Below are 25513 nucleotides of genomic sequence, written 5' to 3' on the forward strand. Positions count from 1 at the left end.
ACCCGGATAGGGCCTTCCGGGCGCACCGGGACCGTCATTGTGGTTCCACCTCGTCCAGCGGAACGATAATGGAGATCTGTGTACCGGAACCGACGGCGCTTTTGATGGTCAGGTGCCCGCCGAGTTCTTCCGCACGCTCGTGCAGCGACTTCAGGCCGTTTCCGATCCGGACGCTCGGGTCGAATCCGGCGCCGTCGTCCTCGACCCGGACGACCAGTTCTCGGCCGACGATGTCCGCGGTGATGGACACCTGGGAAGCGTTCGCGTGGCTCACGATGTTGCGCAGGCATTCCCGCAGCATGATGAAAAGGGCGCCCTCCAGGCAGGTGTCCACGCTGTTCGCGCGCTCCTGGATGTGGAAATTCACCACCAGGTCCGAGGCGTCGGCGGCGGTGAGGTACGACGTGAGCGACGCCTGTAGTCCGGGCCGCCCGTCCGTGTCGACGCGCAGGCCGCTCACGATCCCGCGGACCGCGCTCCCCGTGCTGACCAGAGTGTCCTTCAGGCTCCTGAACCGTTCGTCCCGCTCCCGCTCATCCGCCTTGCGCCAGACGGCTTCCAGGAGTTCGAGCTGACGCAGGGCGAGACTGACGTGGTTGCCGACCTGGTCGTGGAGTTCGCGCGAGAGGTTGCGCTGGTTGCGCCGTACGCTCTCCAGTTCGACGACCGGCTTCTCCAGGCTCCGGTGAATCGCGGCGTGCAGATCGGTGAGGGTCCCGGCCAGCCGGCGGGCACCGTCCTCGCCCTGAAGCAGCAGGCACAGTTCCTCGGCGATCACCCGGAACAGCGTCCGGCCCGCCTGGATGCACTGGATCGCCGCTTGATCACGCTCTTCGTCGGTGGTGCAGTCCGGGCGGTAGTCCAGGACCGCGATGGCGGGAACCGGAAGCCGGCCGTTCCGTAAGGAGAATTCGCATTCCATCAGTATTTCGCGCGCGTACCTGGCCGTATGCCACCAGTGCTTGGAAACGGTTCCGAACGGGTTGTGTTCCAGAATGAGGCAGTCGCGGTACCGGCGGATCAATTCCGATTGGCGTGCGGCAAAATTCAGCACCGGATCGTGACTGTCATTGATTTCCGTGGTATTCCTGCTGTCGACTCGGGCAGAGTCCATGCAGCATCCCCCCTCCTGCGGCACTGCGTGCCTGCCGCAATACTACTCTCTTGAACTCGTGGTGTCCGGTGCTTCGATTGGGGGCGCCCAGGTGTGCCGCGGCTGTCTTTCCGGGGGCCACACCTCGTTCTTCCACACGGTGACCGGCTCCTCGCCGCCCTCCCCGGCCGGTTCCACGGGGACCTGGGCGGTCCACCCGTGCCGGCGCAGCAGCTTCCACACGCCCTGGGCGGTGTAGCCGACCTCGAACATGCGCGCGATCAGCAGGCTGACGCGCTGGAGGGACCAGCCGTGGAACTCGTCGTCGAAGCCGTGGGCGCGTGGTCCGCGCCGCAACTCCCGCTCCAGCAGCTCCCACTGCTCCGGGCTCAACCGCTCGACCGACGCGGGCCCGGACGAGCGCAGCGCGTCCACGCCGCCCTGCTCCCACGCCCGACGCCAGCGTCGCACCGAGCGCGCCGTCACCCCCAGGTCCCGTGCGACGGCCTCGGTCCGGTCACCCCGTGCGAACCGGCCGGCCGCCTCCAGGCGCAGTCGTTCCCGCTGTTGCTGCTCCTCGGGCGTCAGCCCGCTCCCTTGCGCGTACCGCATCTCGACTTCCTACCGCAACGATCAAGGAACGTCACGGGTACAGGACCCCACCGGTCCCGTCCTTTCCGCAGTGCGCCGTCCCCGTGTCCGGCCCACGCGGCAAAGGGGCGCCGCGGCTCACGCCGCGGCGCCCCGCCCCGTCCGCTCAGCGGCCGCCGGCCAGATCCGCCAGGGGGTCACGGTGGCGCGGGTTCCAGCCGAGCTCGTCCTGGGCCTTCGTGGTGGCGAACCGCTGATCCAGGAAGAGCGCGTCGGCCAGCGGACCGAGCTTGCCGGCGAGCTCCTCACGGCTGATCGAGCGGGTGCGGCCGGGGATGCCCGCCGCCTGGCCGAGCGCTTCCGCGACCTCACGGGTCTGCACGCTCACCCCGGTCACGCCCAGGTAGTGGCCGCCGGCCGGTGCGGTGAGCGCGCGGGCGTAGAGGTCGGCGATGTCGTCGACGTGCACCAGGGACCAGTGGCTCGTGCCGTCGCCCAGGTAACCGATCGCACCGGCCTGGACGCCCTCGCCCAGGAAGAAGCCGAGCAGGCCGCCGCCCTGTCCGTAGACGATGCCGGGGCGCACGATGACCGGGTGGCTGCCCTGCGTCCGCGTGGCCAGCAGCTGCTCCTCCAGCGGGCCCCGCCAGGCGGTGATCATCGGCGGGGCGAAGGGCGCGTCCTCGTCGGCGAACCCGTCGGTGTCGCCGTAGGTCCAGCTGCCTCCCGTGTGGACGTACGGGTTGCCGCCCGCGCCGGCGAGGAGGGCGTTCGCCGCGGCCCGGTCCACCTCGCCCGACCGCTCGTCCCCGGTCAGCGCGAGATGCACCACGCCGTCGGCCGCGGCGGCCGCTTCACGCAGCACCGTCGCGTCCGTCAGTTCGCCCTTCACCGGTGTCGCACCGAGGTCGGAGACCGTCTTGGCCGACTCGTCCGACCGCACGAGCGCGGTCACCGAGTCGCCCCGTTCCGACAGGATGCGCAGCAGTGAGCGACCGATGTAACCCGATCCGCCAGTGACGAATACCTTCATGAGACTGCCTCTTTCTTGGGGGAGTTGTGGTGCGTTGCGCGCGGTCACCGCCGGGGCCGGAGGGCCTCAGCGGATGGCCGCGCCCAGGAACAGGGCGCACAGGGCGAGCCCTTGGAGCAGGACACGTACGTTGATCACGCTGTCCCAGGTCAGTTGCAGCTGCCGCGCTCCGGTGGCGGTCACGCCCGCCACGGCCGCGGCGGTCAGCTTCTTGTTCACCGGAGCGCTGATACGGCCGTAGATGACGAGCCAGACGATCAGCAGGACGAGGGCGACCGCCCCCGCCACGAGGGCAACGGTGTTCCCGGTGAACGCGGCCGCACCCGTGGTGAGCGCGGTGGCCACGACACCGATCACGCCCGGCACGGACAGCCGCTTGTCTCCGTAGAGGTGGATGAACCCCATGGTGGCCGTGAGGACTTCGTCGTCCACCCGGGCCATGGCCGGCCGCTGGACCAGCGCGGAGAACACATCGGTGCCGTAGATCACGGCGACGGACAGCAGGGCGATGCCGGACAGGATTCCGTGCAGGAGCGTCATCCGTCGGCCCCCACGCGGGTGAGCTTCGGCGGGGCCGTCCAGGAGTGCCCCGCGGTGTCCCCGGCGGCCTGGTCCGCGAGCCACGGGTCGGTGCCGTGGATGTCGTGGATTCGCTCGCGCAGCCACTGGTCGAAGGGGTCCTCGGAGTTCGCCCAGCGACGGGCGGTGCGGGCTGGGTCATCGGTCTCGAAGTAGACGGCGACCTGTCCCTCGCCGGTTCCGGGCAGCGGCCGGAAGACCTCGCGGCCGATGCCCAGCCGGCGGCGGGACGCCTCGTACTCACGCAGCCGGGGGCCGGCCAGCTCGGAGTTGAGCCGGTGCCACGCCTCGGTCTTCCCTGGCCGCACCGGCACCACGCGCACCACCGGCGTACCGGTCGTGCGGGCCGGGCGGCGCGTCCTGCCCGGGGCGAACATCCGCATGCCCAGCTGCGCGAACATGTTGGACGCCACGCCGATCGCCCAGCGCTCCGCTATCAGCCCCTCGTCCAGGCGCCAGACGACGATGCCGGTGGACTCGATGGTGCGCCCGGTGGGCTCCATGCCCAGCAGCTCGCCGAGGTGGGTGCCGTGCCAGGTGTTGTGGATGACGACGTGGTCACCGTCGGCGCTCATGTCCTCGATGACGACCTTGAGGTCCGGGAACGCGGTCCGCAGGCCGGCGATCGTGTACTTGACGCCCTCGACGCCCTCGGGGGCGCCCGGCAGTCCCTCGTGGTCGATGATGTCCGGCCGGTAGATCTCGTCCACCACGGAGAAGTCGCCCTGGTTGACGAACTCGTCGAAGACACGGCGGATGATCGCTTTGTTCTGTTCTGTGGACACTGCCACGCAACTGCCCTTTCTCGTCCCTGTACCGATGTGGATGCCGAGCGTCAGTTCTGGCCCTGGAGACTGCGGCCCTGGCTGCGCCAGCGGGTCCCGTAGGCGACGTGCTCCTTCTCGGCGGCGGCGAACGCCACACGGGTCCAGGCCGCTTTCATGATCTTGTCGCGCACCCAGACGGCCAGCGGGTTCTCCAGCGCGCCGACCCTGCCGATCCGCGAGGCCAGCACCTGCATCGGAGCGGTGCGGACCTGTCGCTCGCTCTCGTACCCGCGCAGTGCGGCACCGACGTCGCCCTTCCGGGTCAGGTGCTCGGCGAGGACGAGCGCGTCCTCGACGGCCAGGCACGCGCCCTGGCCGATGTTGAAGCTCACCGCGTGCGCGGCATCGCCGAGCAGCGTCACCCGGCCCTCGCCCCAGACGCTGTCCGGGCGGCGCTCGATGACGTCGTTGCGGATGATGCTGTCGGGGTCGGTCGCCTCCAGGATCCGGGAGACCGGGTCGACCCAGCCGCGGTGCCGGGAGCGCAGCATCCGCAGGGTGTCCTCACCGGTGCCCTGGTCGCGGCCGCCGGCGGGGCCGTTCGCCACGCTCATCCAGTGCACGACGCCGGGCGCGATGTCGTAGTAGGTGAAGCGGGTGCCGCGCCCGAACAGGCCGAGGAAGCTGCCGGGTGCGATCTCCTCGGGGCCCAGGTGCGCATGGCCGCGCCAGGCGATGTAGCCGGTGTAGTGCGGCGGCTGGGGGCCGCGCAGCTGCGCGCGCACCGCCGAGTGGATGCCGTCGGCGCCCACCAGTACGTCGCCCCGCTCCTCGGAGCCGTCGGCGAACCGCACGGTGACGCCCGTGCCGTCCTGGACGTAACCGGTGACCTGGGCGCCGGTGCGCACGGGCGTGGTGAGGGCGTCCCGCATGATGCCGTGCAGCTGTGAGCGGCCGATGGCGACGGTCGGCTGCCCGTACCGGGCGACGAACTCCCCGACCGGCCAGTCGCCGATGGATCTGCCGCGCCAGTCGGCGAAGGAGCAGATGTCCTGCGCCGGTGCGGTCTCCCGGACCTTCTCCGCGAGACCCAGGTATTCGAGCGCCAGCATGCCGTTGGTCCAGATGTGCAGACCGGCACCGCCATCGCGCAGCTCGGGAGCGCTTTCGAACACAGCGCATTCGATGCCCCGCTGCTGCAGAGCGAGCGCCGCGGCGATGCCGCCGATACCGCCGCCGGCTATCAGGACGCGGCGTGCGCGCGATGCAGACACAAGTGTTCTCCTAGCCTGGTCGGATGGGGATGGTCAGCCTTCGAGCTGCGCCATGTCCTGGGTGGGGTAACGGTCGCCCGCCGTGACCCCGTGCGGGGCGATCCGGTCGATCTCGGCGATGGTCTCGGCGGTGAGCGGGACGGAGAGGGCGCCGACGTTCTCCTCCAGGTATCTGCGGCGCTTGGTGCCGGGGATGGCGACCACGTCGTCACCGCGGGAGAGCACCCAGGCGAGCGCGAGCCGGGTCACGGAGACGCCCACGCGGTCCGCCAGGACACTGAGCGCGTCGACGACCGGCAGATTGCGCCGCAGGTTGTCCTCCGTGAAGCGCGGCGAGATGCGGCGGAAGTCCAGTCCCTCGGGAATGTCCCGCGTGCTGCGGATACCGCCGGTGAGGAAGCCGCGGCCCAGCGGGCTGTAGGCGACGAAGCCGATGCCCAGCTCCCGTACGGTGTCCAGCACGCCGTTGATCTCGACATCCCGGGTGAACAGCGAGTACTCGGTCTGCACGGCGGCCAGCGGGTGCACGGCGTGGGCCCGGCGGATGGTCGCGGCCGATGCCTCGGACACTCCCAGGTGCCGGACCTTGCCCTCCGCGACCAGCTCGGCCATGGCGCCGATGCTCTCCTCGACGGGTACCTCGGGGTCGATCCGGTGCAGGTAGTAGAGGTCGAGGTGGTCGGTGCCCAGGCGGGCGAGGCTGCCCTCGACCGCCCGCTTGATGTAGTCGGGACGGTTGTTGAGCGAACCGGTCAGCCGGCCGTCGGCGTCGATCTCGTTGCCGACCTTCGTCGCCAGGACCACCTGGTCACGCCGGCCGCGGACGGCCCTGCCGACGAGCGCCTCGTTGGTGAAGGGCCCGTACATGTCGGCGCTGTCCAGCAGGGTCACCCCGAGTTCCAGGGCCCGGTGGATCGTCGCGACGGCCTCGGCCTCGTCCGCGTCCCCGTAGCCGAAGGTCATCCCCATGCAGCCGAGGCCCTCGGCCGACACCGTGAGTCCGTCCTTGCCCAAGGTGCGCTGTTCCATTTCTGCCTCCATGACAGTCGTGCTGGTGGGACCGGGGATCACGCGGACGCGGGGGCGGGGGTCCGCCAGGTGAGCGAGAGGCCGGTGTAGATGTAGCGGCTGGCCTCGATGCCGAGCAGGACGACCTTGTGGCCCGGCCGGATCCGGCCCGCCGTCCAGGCGTCGTCGAGGGCGAGCGGTACGGCCGCGGAGCCGGTGGCGCCGACCGCGGCGAGGTTCTCCATGATCTTGCCGTCGAGCGCCGCGTCGTCCGCGGCGGACAGCCCCGCGTCCTCGTACTCGCGGGCGAAGTAGTCCGCGTTGCCCTCGGGCAGGACCAGCGCGTCGAGGTCGGTCAGCGACCAGCCGGAGCGGCGGGCCATGTCCTTGATGGCCGTGACGAAGACCCGGGGCCCGAAGGTCGTGGTCCCCGGCACGTCCACCCGCATGTCGATCAGCCGCTTGCGCCGCAGCTGCTCCGGCTGCGACACGTCGGTACCGCCGCCGATGATCTCCATGCCCGGCTTGCGCAGGCCGCCCATGCAGGCGTTGACGAACGCGAAGTCGTCGGTGTGACCGGCTTCCGCGGGCTCCGCCCGCATCACCACCGCGCCGGCGCCGTCCCCGAAGGTGTACAGCGTCAGCCGCTCGCGCATCCGGACCTTGAAGGGGTCCTTGTTCAGGAACATCGGAGCCATCAGCGGCGAGATGGCCTCGCTGCCGATCACCAGCGCCGTGCGGGCGGTGCCGTCGGCGAGCTGGCGGCGGGCGATGTCCACCGCCTGCACCCAGCCGGCGCAGGCACCGCGCACCTCGATGGCGGCGCACCGCTCAAGACCCAGATAGTGCTGCACGGTCGTGGCGACGTTGGGCAGCAGGTACTCGGGGCTCGCCGTGCAGACCACCAGCAGGTCGATCTCGTCCGCCCCGACCCCCGCCCGCTCCAGGGCCTGGCGGCCGGCGGCCTCCGCCATCCGGCTGTTGGACGTCAGATGCCTGCCGGTGACCGTGTCGATCATCCAGTGCCGGGTGCCGACCTGAATGCCCTCCAGGACGTCGTCCGGCAGCGGGCCGACGATCTTCTCCAGGGCGGCATTGTCGATCGGGTCGCCGGGTACGTGCCCGCCGGTGGCAAGGATCCTCACGCTGAGGTTCTCGGTGGTGGTCATCGGGCGGACTCCCTTTCGGACGTCGGGGCGGGGGCGAGCACGATCGACGTGTGCGTGCCGCCCAGTGAGGAGCTGTTGATGAGGGCGGGCCCCCGGGAAAGGCCGCGCTGCCAGGAGCCGATGGCGAGGACCGCCGCCAACTGGGCGCCGGCCCCCACCGGTTCGCCAAGCGTTCGCTTGGGAGTGCGGACCACCGTGGTAGCACCGTCGAAAACCCGGTCGAGGGCGGCCTGTTCCGGCCGGTCTGCCGCGGCCAGGCCGGCGGCGTTGGCCCACACCTCGGCCAGCTCGGGCGGGGTGAGACCGGCGTCCGCCAGGGCGGCGCGCATGGCCCGCTCGACCCCGGCGCCCGAGCGGTGCCAGCGGCCGACGCCCAACGCGTCGGAGGCCGTCGCGTGCGAGCGGACGACCGCGTGGACCGTCGCGGAGCGCTCCCGGGCCGCTTGGGACCGCTCCAGCACCAGGGCGATGCCGGCCTCCGCCAGCGTGTAGCGCCGCCCGGACACCGGACCGAACAGCGGGATGCTCCGGTAGCCGTCGAGCGCGGCGGGGGAGAAGGCGTCCACGGCGGGGACCACGACGCGGTCGGCCCGTCCGCTGCGCAGCAGGTCGTAGGCGACACCCAGGGCGGCGGCGCCCGCCGCGTGCGCCGAGGTCAGGGTGGACGTCGGGCCCTTGACGCCCAGGGCCATGGCCACCTGCCCGGCCGCGGCGTTGTACACGGTGTTCGGGAAGATCCCGGGGTTGCCCAGGGCCGGCCCGCCGGTGAGTACCGGGAGGAAGAACGCTTCGTTGCTCTCCACCGGCCCGATGCCGGTGCCGAGGACCACACCGGTCTCCGCGCGCTCGCCGGCACCGAGCACCCCCGCGTGCGCCAGGGCGGCCCGGCAGGCGGCGATGGCCAGTTGGGACAGCCGGTCCATGCGCCGGCGCTCCTTGCGGGTGCCAGCCGCGTCCGGGTCGAAGACGGCGCGGGCGACCCGCAGTCCGTCCTCCTCCGCACCGGGGCGGGTGCCGTCCGCGTACGCCTGCCAGAGCGCCTCGGGGCTGTCGCCGGCCGCGGTCAGGGCGCCGAACCCGGTGACGACCACGTCGTCGGGGGCACCGGCCAGGGGCTCGTCGAAGGGTGCGCCGGGGCGGGCGTAGGCGACCGAGGCGTTGGCGCCGCCGAAGGCGAAGTTGTTGGACAGGGCGGCGTCCAGGGCCATCGGGCGCCCGATGCCGGGAATCGGGTCGAGGCCGCACTGGGGGTCGGTCTCGGAGAAGCCCGCAGTGGGCGGGGCGAGTTGGTCGCGCAGCGCGAACACGGTAGCGATGCCCTCGACCGCACCGGCCGCGCCCAGCAGATGGCCCACCATGGACTTAGTGCTGCTCAGCGCGGTCTTCTCGGCGTCCTCGCCGAGCGCCAGGCGCACCGCGTTGCTCTCGGCCGAGTCGTTCTTGGGCGTGCCGGTGCCGTGCCCGTTGATGTACCGCACGTCGGCGGGGGCCAGGCCGGCGGAGGCGAGCGCCCCGCCGATGGCGCGGGCCGCTCCCGCGCCCTCGGGGTGCGGCGCCGTCGGGTGGTACCCGTCGGCCGACAGGCCGTAGCCCCGGACCTCGGCGAGCACGGGCGCGCCGAGCCGTCCGGCGGCCTGGGCCGAGAGCAGGACGAGCATGCCGCTGCCCTCGCCGAGCGAGAGTCCGGAACGGTCCTTGGAGTAGGGCGCCGCGGGCCGGCCGGAGAGCGATTCGAGGCTGCTGAACCCGGCGAACGCCGTCTCGGTGAAGGCGTCGCTGCCGCCGACCAGCATGGCGTCCGCCCGGCCCGCCCGGATCACCTCCAGGGCGTGGGCCACGGCGTGCGCCCCCGAGGCGCAGGCGGTGTTCACCGAGAACACCGGTCCCTTGAGGCCGAACGCGGCGCTCAGCGCCTCGGCCGCCGCCTGCGGCGGCACCAGGGTGTACCGCTGCCAGTCGGGTTCCTCGCCGGCCGCCTTGGCGCGCAGCGCGTGCTCGGCGCTGCGCCAGCCGCCGTTGCAGGTGCCGTAGGCGACGCCCCAGCGCTCCGCCGGGATGTCGGATCCCGGGGTGAGGCCGGTCGCCCGCACGGCCTCTTCGGCCGCGACCAGCGCGAAGTCCACGGAGGGTTCACGGACGCCGTCGTCCGTCGTGTACCTGTGGGCGGGGCGGGCGGTCGCGGTGACCTCCCCGCCGATACGGGTCTGGTAGCCGTCCATCGGCAGGCCGCGCACCGGGCGGATGGCGACGTCTCCGGCCCGGACACCGTCCCAGAACGCCTCGGCGGAGCCGCCCTGAGAGGTGATCGCGCCCACGCCGGAGACCACCACCCGCGCCACGCCGGAAAGCATGTTCTCCATGTGTCTGACTCCTCCTGAGCTGGTCGTCCGTAGGCCTGGGGCGGGCGGGGGCTAGGCGGTCCGGCCCAGCGCCACCGCCACGGCCTGGCCTTCGAGGCCGCGGGCCAGGGCGAGGGCCGTGTCCGGCCGGGACTCGCGGGCCGCCCCGCGGACCAGGTCCATGGCGCAGGCCGGGTCCGGGGAATCGAGGTTGGCGGTCGCGGGGATCGCGCCGTGGTGCAGCGCGAGCGCCGACACCGCGACGTTCAGCGCGCCCGCGCCCCCGACCAGATGACCGGTCTGCGGCTTGACACAGCTGACCGGCACCGAGCGGGCGGCTTCGCCGAGGACGGTGCGCAGGGCGGTGGCCTCGCTGCGGTCACCGATCTTGGTGGCCGACCCGTGCGAGGCGATGTAGCCGATGTCCGAGGGGTGCAGCCGGGCGTCCTCCAGGGCACGCCGCACGCCCCGGACCAGACCGCGGCCCTCCGGGTCGGTGGCGGGCGGGGTCCGGCCGTCATGGCCGTTGCCGACCCCCCGTACCTCGGCGTAGACCCGGGCGCCGCGGGCGAGCGCGCTCTCCTTGTCCTCCAGGACCAGCACCGCGCCGCCCTCGCCGAGGACCGCGCCGCTGCGGTCCTCGTCGTAGGGCCGGAAGGCGGCGGCGCCCAGCTCGTTGCGGGTCGTGAGCACGCCCATGCGGTCCAGGTGGGTCATCGACCACCAGCTGGTCGCGTCGTCGTAGCCGCCGGCGACGATCCGGTCGGCCTCTCCCCGCCTGATGGCGCGCGCCGCCCGGGCGATCGCCGTCGCACCCGCGTCGGCGGTGCCCGCGAAGAAGGCGTTGGCCCCGCGGATGCCGAAGGTCTGCGAGACGTGGAAGACCGCGCCCGGCTGCAGGCCCTCCACGAAGAAGAGCGGCGGCATGACCGTGTCGGCCGTCTCACCGAGCAGCTTCATGTCCGGGGTGCCGTCCGGCCGGCGGATGGGACGCAGGCCCGAGATCAGCTGCCCCATCCGGCCCATCGACTTGTTGCCGCCCAGGAACACCCCGGTGCGCACACCCAGGTCGGTACCGGTGTCGATGCCGGCGTCCCGCAGGGCCAGGGCAGCGGCCGCGAGGCCGAGCCGGTCGCCGCGGTTCATGGTGTTCAACTGCCGCCGGGAGGCGAAGCGCCGCGGGTCGAACCCGTCGATCTCGGCGCCGAGGCGGGTCTGCAGGCACGCGGTGTCGTACTCCTGGATGGGCCGGATGCCGCTGTGTCCCTCGACGATGGCCTTCCAGTTGGCCTCGGGTCCTTCGCCGAGCGCGGTCAGCAGACCGATACCGGTGATCACGACGTCGCGTTCGGTGCCGCTCATCACTGCTCCTTGGGTGAATCGGCCGCGGTGGCCGGCTGAGGGACCCGGCGGGTGACGGTCAGCTGCCGGACGCTGGCGACGATCTCGCCGGCCACCGTCGCGGTGGCCCTGAAGTGGAGGGTGTCCTCGCTGTCCCGGCCGGTGAGTTCCGTGTGCACCGACACCTGGTCGCCGGGGCGGACCGGCTGCCGCCAGCGCACCCGGGTCGCCTCTTGGAGCCGCCAGCCATACGCGGACGGCGGCGCGGCCAGCAGGGCCACGTCGGTGGCGGTCGCGAGGAGCAGGACACCGGGCAGCAGGGGGTGGCGCGGGAAATGCGTGGCGAAGACGTCCAGGGTGTTGGGGACGTCGCGCCGTGCCGTGGCCGCCGTACCGGGCCGTACCCGGACGTCGGACAGCCGCGCGTGCACCGGGTGGGCGTGCGGCGGGGCAGCGGACTCGCTCACCGTGCCGCCTCGTAACCGCCCACGACCAGGCTGATGTTGGTGCCGCCGAACGCGAAGGCGTTGACCAGGGCGTGTGCCACCGGCCGCTCGCGGGCGGTGTTCGGCACATAGTCCAGGTCGAGCTTGCGGTCCGGCGAGGTGAGGTTGATGGTCGGCGGCACCAGCGAGTTCTCGATCGCCCCCACCGCGGCCAGCACGCTGAGCGCGGCACCGGCCGAGGTCAGGTGCCCGGACATCGACTTGGGCGAGCTGATCACCAGGCGGGCGGCGTCCTCGCCGAACACCTTTTTGATGGCGGTGGTCTCGGAGAGGTCGTTGCCCTGGGTGCTGGTGCCGTGTGCCACCACGTAGTCGATGCCGCCGGTGCCCACACCGGAGTCGGCGATGGCACTGGACATCGATTCGATCGCGCCGGAACCGTCGGGCGGGGAGTCGGTGATCCGCCAGGCGTTGAGACTGGATCCGTAGCCGAGGACCTCGGCGTGGACCCGGGCGCCGCGGGCCAGCGCGGACTCCAGTTCCTCCAGGACGAACATGACACCGCCCTCGCCGAGGACGAAGCCGGAGCGCTCGCCGTCGAAGGGCCGGCTGGCCGCCTGCGGATTGTCGTTGTACCGGTCGGTGAGCGCGCCCAGCAGGCTGAACCCGAGGACGTCCATCCAGGACGTCAGCGAGTCGTAGCCGCCGGCCAGCATCAGCGTCGCGTCGCCCTCCTGGATGCTCCGGAACGCCTCGCCGATGGCGTGCCCGGAGCCCGAGCAGGCCGTGCTGATCCCGAGCTGCGGCCCCGTGGCGTCGAGCAGCCGGGCGATGGCGGCCGCCGGGACGTTCTGGCTGAACTCCAGGGCGTCGGACGGGCTGTACGGGATGAACGCGTTCGCGTCGCCGGTGGTCTCCCGCAGTTCGCCGACGTCGAGCAGCCACCGCAGTCCGGGCCGGCCGACACTCGCCCCGACGGAGACTCCCATGTCGCCGCTGTCATAGGTGTCGCGGTCCACGCCCGCGTCGCGCAACGCCTCATGGGCGGCTGCGAGACCGAACTCCCCGGGCCGGGACAGATGGCGCAGGCCCACCTCGCGGGGCACCAGGTCGCGCAGCCGGAAGTCCTTGACCTGACCGGCGATCCGTACCGGGAAGCCCTCGGTCTCGATGGTGGTCAGCTCGCCGACGCCGCTGCGGCCGGTGGCCAGGCCCTCCCAGGTGGCGGGGGCGTCGTTGCCCAGCGGGGTCACGGCCCCGATCCCGGTGATCACTACTCGCTTCATCGCAGCACCTCCGTGCGCAGCAGATGGCGGCCCATCCGTTCGGTGTCCTCCGGGTCCTCCAGCAGGTCGCTGCCGAGGGCGGCGCACATGACGCCGGTGGCCTCCAGCACCGTCCGCCCGCCGACCCGGACGGCGCCGTCCAGGACCACGGCGGTCTCGTCCAGCGAGCCGAAGCCGACGTCGAGTTCGAGCACGTCGCCGGGGCGCACCTCGCCGTGCCACCGCACGTTGGCGGCGCTCGCCAGGGCGGCACGCTTCTTGTAGTCCGTGCTGAGCAGCAGCAGCCAGGTGCCCGCCTGTGCCAGCGCCTCCAGTACCAGCGCGCCGGGCATCACGGGCCCGTCGGGCGTGGGGCTCCAGTAGGGCTCGTCGGCGGAGGTGACCTTGCGTCCCCGCAGGCGTACTCCGGGCTCCCAGTCGTCTATGCGGTCGATCAGATGGAATCTCATGGATCTTCCCCTACTTGGCCCTTCCGAGGCCCAGTTGACCCGCCCAGCCGCCGTCGACCCGCAGCAGTTCGCCGGTGACGTACGCGGCGTCCTCACCCGCCAGGAAGGACACCGCGCCGGCCACTTGCTCCGGCGTGGCGAACTCCCGGAAGGGCAGCTGCCGCTTGATGTTCCGGCCGCCGTCCTTCTCCAGCAGCCCGCCGATCAGGTCGGTGGCCGTGAACCCGGCGAGTACGGCGTTGACCCGTATGCCGAAGCGGGCCAGTTCGACGGCGGCGGCCCGGGTGAACGCGTTGACGGCGCCTTTGGAGGCCGAGTAGTTGGACTGACCGATCCAGCCGCCCTCGCCCATGATCGAGGAGATGTTCACGACGGTGCCGTCCCGCTGGGACATGAAGTGCTCGGCCACGGCGCGCGTGCAGGCGTAGACACCGCCGACGTTGACCTTGACGACTTCCCACCAGTCCTCGAACGCCTGGTCGTAGATGAGCCCGTCCTGGGCGATGCCGGCGTTGTTCACCAGGATGTGCAGCCCGCCCAGGCCGTCCGCGTCGACGGTCTGCCGTACGAGTTCCCGCGCGGCCTCCGGGTCGGACACGTCGGCCCGCAACGCCAGCGCCCGGCCGCCCCGGGCGGTGATCTCCTCGACGACCTGCTCGGCTTCGTCCTTGCGGGAGCGGTAGTTGACGGCGACCGCGGCACCGTCGGCCGCGAGCCGGAGTGCGATGGCCCGTCCGATACCGCGAGAGCCGCCGGTGACCAGAGCGACCCGGCCTTCGAGCGTCATGATTCGTTGTCTCCTTCGGGCGCGCACACCAACAGCGCCTGGGCCAGCGCGATGCCCGCACTGTGTGTCATGGATATGTCGATCTGCTGCATCCCCAGCCGCTCCGCCGTGGCGGCCACCTCGCCGTGCAGACGGGCCCGGGGGCGGCCGGCACGGTCGTTGACGACCTCGATGTCGGTCCACTCCATGCCCGCGCACATTCCGGTGCCCAGTGCCTTGAGAACGGCCTCCTTCGCCGCGAAGCGGGCCGCGAGATGATCGGCGGGGCGGCGCCTGCGCCGGCAGTAGGCCAGCTCCCGCGCGGTGAAGATCCCGTCCTGCCATCCGGTGTCCGCGGACGTCAGTTCGTCGATCCGCGCGATGGCGACGACGTCCGTGCCGACCCGCAGACGGGGTGGTGCGGGGCTGCCGCCGGCCGGCAGCCCCGCGGTGTTCTCAGGCCGCGGCCGTGACAACGGACGCACGTTCGGCGACCATGTCCGTCAGGTTCTGGACGGTGAAGAGGGTGAGCACCTCGTCCGCGACGAGCGTGCCGGACAGTGCGTCCGTGTCGATCTGCGGCAGCACCTTCTTCAACTGCGCGAGCCCGGTCGCGCTGATCACGTCGTCCTCCGAGGCGAACTCCTCGTCCGGGATGCCGCCCTGGATGATCTCGGTCAGGTCGGCCATCTTTATCTTGACCTTGGAAGCGCGCTCGATACGGAAGAGGATGTCGAGGAGGTCGATCGACTCGGCGTCCAGGTCACCGAGGACAGTGGCATCGGGCACGACTTCCTCGGTGTCGAGGCCGAGCGCCTCCGCGATGGCGTCCCGCACGACGACGCTGAGCTCGTTCTCGTTGTTCGGCATTACGTCAGTCACCTTTTTCTCGTTCGGGTCTATGCCTGCTGGGCCGTGCGGCGGCGCGGGTGTGCCACCGCACCGTGCGGCAGGGTCACGCGGGCCCTGCCGGGACGGGCGAGAGCGCGTCGACCAGGGCGCCGAGGCGCCGCTCGTCACCGGTGCTCCGCACCCGCGCGTCGGGGTCGGTACGGCGGACCAGTCCGTTCAGCACACGTCCCGGCCCCACCTCGGTGTACGTCTCCACGGGCAGCTCGCCGGCCCGCAGAACGACGTCCACCCAGCGGACCGGGCCGCTGAGCTGGCGGCGCAGCAGTTCCCGGGCCTGCGCACCGTCGCGCAGGTAGTCGCCGGTCACCGAGCTGATGACGGGCAGCACCGGGTCCGTGAAGGAGTGGCCCGCCAGTTCGCGGGCGAACTCGTTTTCGATCGCGCTCATCAGCGAGCAGTGGAAAGGGGCGCCGACCTTCAGCTCCACCACCTTCTCCGCCCCTGCCGCCCGGGCGGCCCGGCCCGCTTCCCGGACCGCGGACGCCTCCCCGGAGAGCACGGTCTGCAACGGCTCGTTGAAGTTGGCCACCTCGACGAGACCCGTCGCCCGGGCCTGCTCACAGATCCGGATCACCTCCCCGGCGGGCAGTCCCACCACGGCGGCCATCGCACCCGGCCGCCGCTCGGCCACCTCCGCCATCAGACGGCCCCGGACCCGGACGAGGTGGAGCGCGGACTCGGCCGACAGGACTCCGGCGGCCACCAGCGCCGCGTACTCGCCCAGGCTGTGTCCGGCCACGGCGCTCGGCGCGTACCCCGCCTCGCGGAGCACCCGCCAGGTGGCCAGGCTGGTGACGAAGACGGCGGGCTGGGTGATGTCCGTGGCCGCGAGCTGCTCCGCCGTTCCGGTGGTGCACAGCTCGGTCAGGCCCATGCCCAAGGCGGCGTCCGCCTGGTCGAACACCTCCCGGGCGACCGGGTACCGTTCCAGCAAGTGCGTGGCCATCGCGGCCCGTTGAGCTCCCTGTCCCGGGAACATGGCCAGATCAGCGGCACTGTTCGAGTTCATGAGTGAAGATCCTTAGGGAACCGTGGGACCCGCCTTCCCAAGGAGCACCGCGCCGATGGTTTACGGCGGGGTGTGGGCGGGCACGTTGCGCCGGACAGAGGCTTCACACCGCGGGCTTCGATGACCTGGTGCGACGAGGGTGGTCTGGACTGGTCCAGCAGCGCCCTTCAAATCTAAACAAGCCGTGCGGCCGTGCCCACCCTGTCCAATGGGCAGGGGACATGCCTCTTTGGAGGCATTGCCGGTGCCGGGCACGGAGCACTCGCGAGCGTGCGGCACGGGACGCCGGAGCGCGGGGGAGTCCGGCACAGCCCGTGCTTCGGCGCCACCCGTACTTCCGCGCTTCCTTGTTTCTACGCAGTTTTGATCCCGGATTGAACCCCCCTGTGCACCGTCGAAGGTCTCAACTCTCCGCCGGCTCCCGGAAGGAGCGACCCATGACCATCGTCGAGGCTCAGCCGACACAGGCGGCACCGCACCTGAGGTCCACCACCGCGGAACTCACCGAGCTGCGGGAGTCCGTACTGCAAGGACCCGGCCAGGCCGCCACCGACGCCCAGCACGCCAAGGGCAAACTGACCGCGCGTGAGCGGATGGAGCTGCTCTTCGACAAGGGCTCCTACACCGAGGTGGAAGGCTTCCGCCGGCACCGGGCGACCGGTTTCGGCCTGGAGAACCGCCGCCCGTACACCGACGGCGTGGTGACGGGCTGGGGCCTGGTGCACGGCCGTACGGTCTTCGCCTACGCCCATGACTTCCGCGTCTTCGGCGGCGCGCTGGGCGAGGCGCACGCCGAGAAGATCCACAAACTGATGGACCTGGCGGAAGCCGCCGGAGCCCCGGTCGTGGGCCTGTGTGACGGCGCGGGCGCCCGCATCCAGGAAGGCGTGACCGCGCTGGCCGGCTACGGCGGCATCTTCCAGCGCAATGTGCGCAACTCCGGTGTCATTCCGCAGATCAGCGTGATCCTGGGCCCCTGCGCGGGCGGCGCGGCCTACTCCCCGGCGCTGACCGACTTCGTCTTCATGGTCCGCGGCATCTCCCAGATGTTCATCACCGGCCCCGACGTCGTCCAGGCCGTCACGGGCGAGGTCATCACGCAGGACGCGCTGGGCGGCGCGGACGCCCATGCCGCCACCTCGGGCGTGGCCGCCTTCGCCTACGACGACGAGGAGAACTGCCTGGAGGACGTGCGCTACCTGCTGTCCCTGCTGCCCGCGAACAACCGCGAGCTGCCTCCCCAGGCGGCCACCGGCGACCCCGCCGACCGTCGTACCGAGGCGCTCCTCGACCTGGTGCCGGGCGACCCCAACCGCTCCTACGACATGCATCTGGTCATCGAGGAGATCGCCGACAACGGCGAGTACTTCGAAGTGCACGAGCAGTGGGGCACCAACATCATCTGCGCGCTGGCCCGGCTGGACGGCCATGTCGTGGGCATCGTGGCCAACCAGCCCGCCGTCACGGCGGGCGTGCTGGACATCCACGCCTCGGAAAAGGCGGCGCGCTTCGTGCAGACCTGCGACGCCTTCAACATCCCGCTGGTGACACTCGTGGACGTGCCCGGCTTCCTGCCCGGCGTGGATCAGGAGCACGGCGGGATCATCCGGCACGGCGCCAAACTGCTGTACGCCTACTGCAACGCCACCGTGCCACGCGTCCAGCTGATCCTGCGCAAGGCGTACGGCGGCGCGTACATCGTCATGGACTCGCGTTCCATCGGCACCGATCTGTCGCTGGCCTGGCCCGGCAACGAGATCGCCGTGATGGGCGCGGAAGGAGCGGCCAACGTGGTGTTCCGACGCGACATCGCCTCGGCCGACGACCCCGACGAGGCCCGCGTACGGCTCGTCAAGGAGTACAAGTCCCGGCTCATGCACCCGTATTACGCCGCCGAGCGCGGCCTGGTGGACGATGTGATCGATCCGGCGGAGAGCCGTTCCCGGCTGATCGGCGCCCTTGCGATGCTGCGGTCCAAGCAGGTGTCGCTGCCCAGCCGCAAGCACGGGAACCAGCCCCAGTGAGCGCCGGCCCGCCGTGGATACGGATCACCCGCGGGGCCCCCGGTCCCGTGGAGGTGGCGGCGCTGACCGCTGTCCTGCTGACCCTTTCCGGCACGGGCGACGGCGGCGCCGGCACCGTACCGGCGCCGGCCGCCCCGTGGCCGAGGACCCGTACGCGAGGGCGCTCGGCCGGGTCCTGGGCGGCCGGCGACTTCCCGGCCTGGCGTACCGATGGGTGAGCGCCCACCGACCCCGAGCAGCCCAGCAAAGAGGAGACAAGCCGCCGTGCGCAAGGTGCTCATCGCCAACCGTGGCGAAATCGCTGTCCGCGTGGCCCGGGCCTGCCGGGACGCCGGGATCGCGAGCGTGGCCGTCTACGCCGACCCGGACCGCGACGCTGTGCACGTACGGGCCGCCGACGAGGCGTTCGCGCTGGGGGGTGACACCCCTGCCACCAGCTACCTGGACATCGAGAAGGTGCTGCTGGCCGCCAAGCAGTCCGGCGCGGACGCGATCCACCCCGGCTACGGCTTCCTGTCCGAGAACGCCGAGTTCGCCCAGGCCGTTCTCGACGCGGGCCTGATCTGGATCGGCCCGCCGCCGCAGGCGATCCGGGACCTGGGTGACAAGGTCGCCGCCCGCCACATCGCCCAGCGCGCCGGCGCCCCGCTGGTCGCCGGCACCCCCGACCCGGTCTCGGGCGCGGAGGAGGTCGTGGCCTTCGCGAAGGAGCACGGTCTGCCGATCGCGATCAAGGCCGCTTTCGGCGGCGGCGGCCGCGGTCTGAAGGTCGCCCGCACCCTCGAAGAGGTCCCCGAGCTGTACGAGTCCGCCGTCCGCGAGGCGGTGGCCGCGTTCGGGCGCGGGGAGTGCTTCGTGGAGCGTTACCTGGACAAGCCGCGCCACGTGGAGACCCAGTGCCTGGCCGACAGCCACGGCCATGTGGTCGTCGTCTCGACCCGCGACTGCTCCCTCCAGCGCCGACACCAGAAACTGGTCGAGGAGGCCCCTGCCCCGTTCCTTTCGGACGCCCAGGTCGACGAGCTGTACTCGGCCTCCAAGGCGATCCTGAGTGAGGCCGGCTACGTCGGCGCCGGAACCGTGGAATTCCTGGTCGGACAGGACGGCACGATCTCCTTCCTGGAGGTCAACACCCGCCTCCAGGTCGAGCACCCGGTCACCGAGGAGGTTGCCGGCATCGACCTGGTCCGCGAGATGTTCCGCATCGCCGGCGGTGAGGAACTCGGCTACGACGACCCGGTCCTGCGCGGTCACTCCTTCGAGTTCCGTATCAACGGCGAGGACCCGGGCAGGGGTTTCCTGCCCGCACCGGGCACGGTGACCAGGTTCGAGGCGCCGTCCGGCCCCGGAGTCCGGCTGGACGGGGGCGTCGAGTCCGGCAGCGTCATCGGACCGGCCTGGGACTCGCTGCTCGCCAAGCTGATCGTCACCGGCCGAACCCGCAAGGAAGCCCTCCAGCGGGCCGCGCGTGCGCTGGAGGAGTTCCGCGTCGAGGGTATGGCCACCGCCCTCCCCTTCCACCGCAAGGTCGTCACCGATCCGGCGTTCGCGCCCGAACTGACCGGGTCCGACGAGCCGTTCACGGTCCACACCCGGTGGATCGAGACCGAGTTCGTCAACGACATCCCCGCCTTCGCCGCCCCCGCCGCCGACGCGGCGCAGGACGAGGCCGGTCGCGAGACCGTCGTCGTCGAGGTCGGCGGCAAGCGCTTGGAGGTGTCCCTGCCGGCCGGGATGGGCATGTCGCCGGCCCGCTCCGGGCCGACGGCCGACGCCCAGCCGAAGCGCCGCGCGGCCAGGAAGTCCGGCCCGGCCGCGTCCGGTGACGTCCTGGTCTCCCCGATGCAGGGCACGATCGTCAAGGTCGCCGTCGAGGAGGGCCGGCAGGTCCAGGAAGGCGAGCTGGTCGTGGTCCTGGAGGCCATGAAGATGGAGCAGCCGCTCAACGCGCACAAGTCCGGCACCGTCACGGGGCTTTCGGCCCAGAGCGGCGCCTCGCTCACTTCAGGCGCCGTGATCTGCGAGATCAAGGACTGATGGGCTCGCCGCCGTCCCGGCCCGAGGCCGCAGCGGCCGGGACGGCTGCGAGCCGGCCGACGAGGCCGTTGTCGCCCCCGCCGGCCGCGCCGGGAGGGAAGCCGGCGGGGCGCAGACGGACCGGTTGAGCACGGGCGGACCGGTGGGGTGCCCGGGGACCGGCGAGGTGACGGTGGACCGGTGGGACCACGCGGGGGGCCACCGTCCTCGACGCCCCGCCGCCCGGCAGGGACGGCCCGGTCCATGGTGCGGGGTGCCGTCGCGCCGGTGATCGGGCCGACGCCGACGGCGCCCGGGTTCCGCTCGGTCAGGGCACCAGGACGAGACGTCCGCGGAGGCCGCCCTTCGCCAGCCGCCGGTGCGCCTCCACCGCCTCGGTCAGCGGCAGCACATCGGCGACCCGCGGGGTCAGGCGCCCGGCCCCGGCGAGTGTTGCGAGACCGTCCAGCGTCCGCCCGTCCGCCTCGACCCACTGCAGTTCGGTGACCCGTATGCCCCGCATGGCGAACGGTGCCGCCCCCGCGAGCACGGAGGCGAACGCCCCTTGGTTGCGCACCGCGTCCAGCACCTGAATGCCCTGGACGGCCGCGTCGAGGACGGCGTCCACGCCGCCGGGCACCAGAGCGCGGGCCGCCCGCGCGACATCGTCGGTGCGAGCGATGAACGAGCGGGCCCCCAGGCTCCGTATCAGTTCCTCGTCCTGCTGCCCCGCCACGGCGACGACGTGGACGCCGGCCAGCGACGCCAATTCGGTGGCGTAGCCGCCCACCGCACCGGCCGCCCCGGTGACGAGCAGGGTCCGGCCGGGCTGCAACGACAGTCGCGCCAGGGCCTGTTGCGCGGTCAGGGCGTTGAGCGGCAGCGTCGCCGCGACGGTGGGCGACATCCCGGCCGGGGCGGGCGCGACGGCCGAGGCGTCCAGGACCACGTAGTCCGCGTAGGCGCCGTAGGGGCCGTCGAAGCGTTCCCGCAGAGCGACCACCGCCTGCCCGGCCTCCAGCCCGCCCACACCCGGGCCGACCTCGTCCACCTCGCCGGCGATGTCCGCGCCGATGCCGACGACGGAATGGCGTGCCATCAGGCCGACTTCGGCCAGCTTTCCCTCACGGACGGCGGCGTCCACGGGATTCACGGCGGCGGCGCGCACCCGGACGCGGACCTGGCCGGGGCCCGGTACCGGCTCCGGCACCCGCACGATTTCCAGGGCCTCGGGGCCGCCCGGGTTCCTGACTACAACGGCACGCATGGTGACCTGCCTTCCAGCCGGCTGGCTGACAAAGATTCCGCGGACGGAATCAGGTTCGAATTCGAGAGCGGGCGGGTGAGCTCTGCCGACCGCCCCTGGACCTCTCCCGCGCACGTGGGGAAGCAGTCGACGCCACTCTGCCGGGGCTCGTTCAAACGCTCGTCAAAGCACGATGGAGGCAGGACGTCACCGCTGCTCCCAGGCAGCTTTGTTCCAGCTTTTACACCGCCCCCACAAGCTGGTTTCCGACATCCAACGCACGAGGGGGGATCACCATGAGCAAGAAGAGATTGCGGTCACTGCTGGTGGCCGGGTCGGCGGCGCTGGCGCTGGCCGTACCGGTGACGGCGGCGTCGGCCGCCACGGACGTCGACCAGTCCCGGCAGACCGTGTTCAGCGACGACTTCGGCAGCGGGTTCGACACCTCCGAGTCGGGCAGGTGGCAGCTCTTCCAGCAACGCGGCCTGACCGCGAACGACGGAGTCACCACCACCGGTGCGAACGGGCTGAACGTCGTGCCCTCGGGAACCGACGCCGCCACCGGCGCCCCGGCCTTCGCCTTCACCACGGGGCAGGAGTCGGCCGGCGGGCAGGGCGACGCCGACCACATGAAGTGGATGGCCTATCCCCGGCACAACGCCACCAGCGGCTACCCGGGCTGGGACGTGCCCGCGACCGGTTCGTGGGCGTGCGCCTCCTCGCTCTCGGTCACCGAACGGAACATGAACCGGCAGCCGTTCGGCAGCGCCGTCAGCGACCCGGACGCCGACATCCGGCTCGGCTCGGGCGGACTGGTCGGCGCCGACCTGCAGACCGGTGTGGTGGTGGACTTCCACGTCACCAACAACACGGTCTACGCGTGGTACGAGCGGCTGCGTTTCCCCGGATCGACGTACGCCGCCTTCACCTACGCCGTACCGGTGGCGAAAATAGCCAAGGGCACCAAGATCAACACGAAGATCATCGTGGGCAACGGCGGTACGACGGCCCACTGGATCCTCAACGGCATCAACGTCCTCACCGTCGACCGGCTCGGCACCCTCGCGCTCGACCGGAAGTACTTGCTCACCGATCACGGCGGGACCCCCGAGGCCGTCTCGGTCAAGCAACTCACCTGCGGGCTGGGCCTGTTCACCGTTCTCGACGGTGCGGGGGCGGACGGCAAGGGGCTGGTCCGGCTGTCCTCGGGCGACGGTTTCTACTTCGCCCCCCGCCAGGGTGCTCCGGCCCCGGCCACCTTCGCCGACGAGAACAGCCTGAGCGGCAACCGCCTCTGGGGACAGGGCGTGAACATGCAGGCGGGTTACGTGCGCGTGTCGACGGGCTGACGACGCGCCGACGCGGGTGCCGGACCTGAGCGCCGGCACCCGCGACACGCGTTCCCGGCCCGGGCGGCGGCGCCCACGGCCCGGTGGACGGCGACCGTTCGACCACGGACACGGCGCCCGTCGGGAACAGTCGTAGCCCGACCGGGGGGCGCACGGGGCGCGCCGGGCCGTGCGCCGGTGCATCCGGTGCACCCAATTCCAGGATTGCCACACATCGCGACCGGCGGCCGCCTTACCGTAGTGGCGGGCGGCACAGATCGTTTGCGGACAGCCGTGGGGAGAAAGGGCCTGGGCCATGGACCGTGGCAACGAGCGGGACACGCCCGCCGGGCACGGCGTCGGCGACACCGCGGCGGGGCGTGTCCCGCTGGCCGTGGTCGTCGTCGACCGCGCCGGTCTGGTGTCCCACTGGAGCAGCGGTGCGCGGCGCCTGTTCGGCATCGGCCGGGAGGAGGCCGTGGGCAGGCCCGCGGCCGATCTGCTGCCCGTCTCCGGCGCCCTCCACGACACGGACGACCCGCACGGCGGTCCCGCGTCGTACGACGGATCCGGCCCCGACCTCGAGACCTCCCTCGACGGGCAGAGCGGCTTTCCCCGGGCCGGCTGCGCCCGGCTCTGCCCGCACCCGGAGGGACCCGGCGCCGAGGACCGGATCGACGTACTGTGGTGGGCCTACCCGCTGGTCGGCCCCGACCCGTCCCGGCTGCTGGTGCTCGTCGCCGACGCCACCCGGCTGCGCGCCGAACGCGGCCACGACGACGCGACCGCCGAACGCATCACGCCCGGCTTCGCCCGCCACACCGAACTGCCCGCCGCCGAGGACCTCGAACGGCGCCTGCCCGACATCCTGCCCAACATGGGCCCGGGCCTGAGCGCCCGCATCGTCTCCCAGGTCCTCGAACTCGGATACCCGATCCTGGAGTTCAGTCAGTACGAACGGGTGCCCGTGACCCCGTACTGGGGCGTGCCCCGCCGCCCGGGCCGCAGGACCGCCGAAGCCGTACCCGGGGCCGTGACGGCCGGGCACCGGCCCGTGGCCGTCGCGGTCCCGGCCGGCGCCGAGCAGGACCTGGAGTACGCCGCCGTCCGCGAGCGGCTGGAGTTCCTGAACGAGGTCAGCTCCCGCATCGGCTCCTCCTTGGACCTCGGCGAGACCATCCGCGAGGTCACCAGCGCCGCCGTACCCCGGTTCGCGGACTTCGCCGGCACCCACCTGCGCGCCGCGGTGCTGGCCGGCGAGGGCTTCCCGGACGGCCCGCCGGACGCCAGCACCGTGATGTTCCGCGTCTGGGTCGAGCACAACGACGAACCCGGCCGCTGGGACGACACCGTGCCCGTCGGCGAGGCCTTCGCCTTCCCCGAGCACACCCCGTTCTACAAGTGCATGGTCACCGGCGAGCCCGTGCTCGTCCCACGGGTCACCGACGAGCTGTCCGAGCGGATCTCCGGCGAGTTCGAGAAGCGCGACCTCAGGCCGCTCATCGGCGGCCGGTCGCTGCTGATCGTCCCGCTCAAGGCGCGCAACGTCGTCCTCGGCTTCATGGTGCTGATGCGCCGCCCCGACCGGCCGCAGTTCGACGACATGGACCGCACCACCGGCGCCGAACTCGCCGCCCGCGCGGGCCTGGTGCTGGACAACGCGCGCATGTACACGTACCAGGAGAACGTCGCCGACACCCTCCAGGACAGCATGCTGCCGCAGATCACCCCGCGGATGGCCGGCTGTGACGTCGCCACCCGCTATCTGCCCGGCACCCGGCTCGGCAGGATCGGCGGCGACTGGTTCGACACCATCAAACTGCCCGGCTCCCGCACCGCCCTAGTGGTCGGCGACGTCATGGGTCACGGACTGAACTCGGCGGCGATGATGGGCCAGTTGCGCACCGCCGTACAGACCATGGCCGCCATGGAGACCCCGCCCGCCCAGCTCCTGCGCAACCTGGACGCCCTGGCCCGCCGGCTCGGCGACACCTACCTCGCCACCTGCCTGTACGCGGTCTACGACCCGATCCGCGGCGAGCTGACCCTCGCCAACGCCGGTCACATCCCGCCCGTGCTGGTGCGCGCCGAGGACGGCGGCAGCAGGCTCCTCGACCTGCCCACCGGAGCCCCGATCGGCGTCGGCGGCGTCCCGTTCGAGGCCGTCCGGGTCAGGGTGGCGCCCGGCGACCGGCTGGTGCTGTGCACCGACGGCCTGGTCGAGGTGCGCGGCTCCGACATCGGCGAGGGCCTGGCCGCGCTCTGCGAGTCCGCCGCCCACCCCGCCGCCTCGATGGACGACGCCTGCGACACCATCATCCGCGCGCTGAACACCCGCGGCGGACGCAAGGACGACGTCGCCCTGCTCATGGCGCGCCTGAACGGCATCCCGGACGACCACGTCGCCGAGTGGCGGCTGGAGTCCGTACCGGCCGAGGTGCCCCGGGCCCGCCGCCTGGTGCGCGGGCAACTGCTGGACTGGGGCCTGCCGCAGGCCGTGGAGACCGCCGAACTGCTGGTCAGCGAGGTCGTCACCAACGCCGTGCTGCACGCCGGGAGCGACCGGATCGGCCTGCGGATCGTACGCACCGACGCGCTGCTGTTCGAGGTCACCGACGACGAACCCGCCCTGCCCGCCCTGCTGAGCACCGGCCCCGAGGACGAGTTCGGCCGTGGACTGCGCGTGGTCAGCCGGCTGGCCCGGGAGTGGGGCGCCAGCGCCACCGGGCACCGCAAGACCGTCTGGTTCGAACAGGCCCTCACCACCGGCCGCTGACCCGCCGGGACACTCCCCGCCGGGAACCGTGCCGCGCGACCCTTGCCCCGCGCCGGTCCGC

General features: G+C 72.0%; 22 protein-coding genes. 4 read left to right on the forward strand and 18 right to left on the reverse strand.

Features of this window, described 5'->3' with window-relative positions; all coding sequences use genetic code 11:
- Nucleotides 1-34: 34 nt before the first annotated feature.
- The 17 genes from HB370_RS32060 to fabD all read right to left on the reverse strand — a co-directional run bounded on the left by HB370_RS32060 (nucleotide 35) and on the right by fabD (nucleotide 16062).
- The gene (locus HB370_RS32060) at nucleotides 35-1114 is read right to left on the reverse strand and encodes an ATP-binding protein (protein WP_078637658.1); all 1080 of its coding nucleotides are present in this window, start codon (nucleotides 1112-1114) and stop codon (nucleotides 35-37) included.
- 42 nt (nucleotides 1115-1156) lie between these two features.
- A complete protein-coding gene (locus HB370_RS32065) occupies nucleotides 1157-1705 on the reverse strand; it encodes a winged helix-turn-helix domain-containing protein (RefSeq protein WP_051816001.1) in 549 nt (182 codons plus the stop codon).
- A 145-nt stretch (nucleotides 1706-1850) separates the two neighbouring features.
- On the reverse strand, nucleotides 1851-2717 hold the full coding sequence (locus HB370_RS32070) for an NAD-dependent epimerase/dehydratase family protein (RefSeq protein WP_030787518.1): 867 nt from the start codon (nucleotides 2715-2717) through the stop codon (nucleotides 1851-1853).
- A 66-nt stretch (nucleotides 2718-2783) separates the two neighbouring features.
- Nucleotides 2784-3257 (reverse strand): DUF1772 domain-containing protein, encoded by a 474-nt coding sequence (locus HB370_RS32075; protein WP_030787515.1) that lies wholly within the window; start codon nucleotides 3255-3257, stop codon nucleotides 2784-2786.
- On the reverse strand, nucleotides 3254-4087 hold the full coding sequence (locus tag HB370_RS32080; protein ID WP_030787511.1) for an ester cyclase: 834 nt from the start codon (nucleotides 4085-4087) through the stop codon (nucleotides 3254-3256). Before HB370_RS32080 ends, HB370_RS32075 begins: the two co-directional genes overlap by 4 nt.
- 44 nt (nucleotides 4088-4131) lie before the next feature.
- Nucleotides 4132-5337 (reverse strand): FAD-dependent monooxygenase, encoded by a 1206-nt coding sequence (locus HB370_RS32085; RefSeq protein ID WP_030787508.1) that lies wholly within the window; start codon nucleotides 5335-5337, stop codon nucleotides 4132-4134.
- Between the two features lie 33 nt (nucleotides 5338-5370).
- Entirely contained in the window at nucleotides 5371-6366 is a 996-nt protein-coding gene (locus tag HB370_RS32090) for an aldo/keto reductase (RefSeq protein ID WP_030787507.1), read from the reverse strand.
- 38 nt (nucleotides 6367-6404) lie between these two features.
- Nucleotides 6405-7514, reverse strand: coding sequence for a 3-oxoacyl-[acyl-carrier-protein] synthase III C-terminal domain-containing protein (locus HB370_RS32095; protein ID WP_030787504.1), 1110 nt, complete (start codon nucleotides 7512-7514; stop codon nucleotides 6405-6407).
- Nucleotides 7511-9874, reverse strand: a complete 2364-nt coding sequence (locus HB370_RS42515) for a beta-ketoacyl synthase N-terminal-like domain-containing protein (protein WP_030787500.1) — start codon at nucleotides 9872-9874, stop codon at nucleotides 7511-7513. The genes HB370_RS32095 and HB370_RS42515 overlap by 4 nt, the downstream gene beginning before the upstream one ends.
- A gap of 51 nt (nucleotides 9875-9925) precedes the next feature.
- Complete coding sequence (locus HB370_RS32105; protein ID WP_030787497.1) at nucleotides 9926-11215, reverse strand: beta-ketoacyl-[acyl-carrier-protein] synthase family protein; 1290 nt, start codon at nucleotides 11213-11215, stop codon at nucleotides 9926-9928.
- Nucleotides 11215-11661: a beta-hydroxyacyl-ACP dehydratase gene (locus HB370_RS32110; protein WP_051816000.1), complete on the reverse strand. Its 447-nt coding sequence runs from the start codon at nucleotides 11659-11661 to the stop codon at nucleotides 11215-11217. Before HB370_RS32110 ends, HB370_RS32105 begins: the two co-directional genes overlap by 1 nt.
- On the reverse strand, nucleotides 11658-12926 hold the full coding sequence (locus HB370_RS32115; RefSeq protein ID WP_030787492.1) for a beta-ketoacyl-[acyl-carrier-protein] synthase family protein: 1269 nt from the start codon (nucleotides 12924-12926) through the stop codon (nucleotides 11658-11660). The genes HB370_RS32110 and HB370_RS32115 overlap by 4 nt, the downstream gene beginning before the upstream one ends.
- Nucleotides 12923-13375: a 3-hydroxyacyl-ACP dehydratase FabZ family protein gene (locus HB370_RS32120; protein WP_030787489.1), complete on the reverse strand. Its 453-nt coding sequence runs from the start codon at nucleotides 13373-13375 to the stop codon at nucleotides 12923-12925. Before HB370_RS32120 ends, HB370_RS32115 begins: the two co-directional genes overlap by 4 nt.
- A gap of 10 nt (nucleotides 13376-13385) precedes the next feature.
- Nucleotides 13386-14162 (reverse strand): 3-oxoacyl-ACP reductase family protein, encoded by a 777-nt coding sequence (locus HB370_RS32125; protein ID WP_030787486.1) that lies wholly within the window; start codon nucleotides 14160-14162, stop codon nucleotides 13386-13388.
- Entirely contained in the window at nucleotides 14159-14617 is a 459-nt protein-coding gene (acpS, locus tag HB370_RS32130) for a holo-ACP synthase (protein WP_051815999.1), read from the reverse strand. The genes HB370_RS32125 and acpS overlap by 4 nt, the downstream gene beginning before the upstream one ends.
- A complete protein-coding gene (locus HB370_RS32135) occupies nucleotides 14598-15011 on the reverse strand; it encodes a phosphopantetheine-binding protein (protein WP_030787480.1) in 414 nt (137 codons plus the stop codon). The genes acpS and HB370_RS32135 overlap by 20 nt, the downstream gene beginning before the upstream one ends.
- A gap of 85 nt (nucleotides 15012-15096) precedes the next feature.
- Complete coding sequence (gene fabD / locus HB370_RS32140) at nucleotides 15097-16062, reverse strand: ACP S-malonyltransferase (RefSeq protein WP_030787477.1); 966 nt, start codon at nucleotides 16060-16062, stop codon at nucleotides 15097-15099.
- Nucleotides 16063-16499: 437 nt separating this feature from the next.
- Between fabD and HB370_RS32145 the strand changes: the two genes are divergently transcribed.
- On the forward strand, nucleotides 16500-18086 hold the full coding sequence (locus HB370_RS32145; RefSeq protein ID WP_030787475.1) for an acyl-CoA carboxylase subunit beta: 1587 nt from the start codon (nucleotides 16500-16502) through the stop codon (nucleotides 18084-18086).
- A gap of 264 nt (nucleotides 18087-18350) precedes the next feature.
- The gene (locus HB370_RS32155; RefSeq protein WP_167513053.1) at nucleotides 18351-20123 is read left to right on the forward strand and encodes a biotin carboxylase N-terminal domain-containing protein; all 1773 of its coding nucleotides are present in this window, start codon (nucleotides 18351-18353) and stop codon (nucleotides 20121-20123) included.
- Nucleotides 20124-20430: 307 nt separating this feature from the next.
- On the opposite strand, the gene HB370_RS32160 is transcribed toward HB370_RS32155, so the two are convergent.
- A complete protein-coding gene (locus HB370_RS32160; protein ID WP_030789311.1) occupies nucleotides 20431-21369 on the reverse strand; it encodes an NADP-dependent oxidoreductase in 939 nt (312 codons plus the stop codon).
- A gap of 275 nt (nucleotides 21370-21644) precedes the next feature.
- Between HB370_RS32160 and HB370_RS32165 the strand changes: the two genes are divergently transcribed.
- Nucleotides 21645-22697 carry a DUF6081 family protein gene (locus HB370_RS32165; protein WP_030789308.1) on the forward strand — a complete coding sequence of 351 codons (1053 nt, stop codon included), beginning with the start codon at nucleotides 21645-21647 and terminating at the stop codon, nucleotides 22695-22697.
- Between the two features lie 295 nt (nucleotides 22698-22992).
- Nucleotides 22993-25452 carry a SpoIIE family protein phosphatase gene (locus HB370_RS32170; RefSeq protein WP_030789305.1) on the forward strand — a complete coding sequence of 820 codons (2460 nt, stop codon included), beginning with the start codon at nucleotides 22993-22995 and terminating at the stop codon, nucleotides 25450-25452.
- Nucleotides 25453-25513 lie beyond the last annotated feature (61 nt).

It is taken from the genome of Streptomyces sp. DSM 40868 (assembly GCF_011820545.1).
Classification (GTDB): Bacteria; Actinomycetota; Actinomycetes; order Streptomycetales; family Streptomycetaceae; genus Streptomyces; species Streptomyces eurythermus.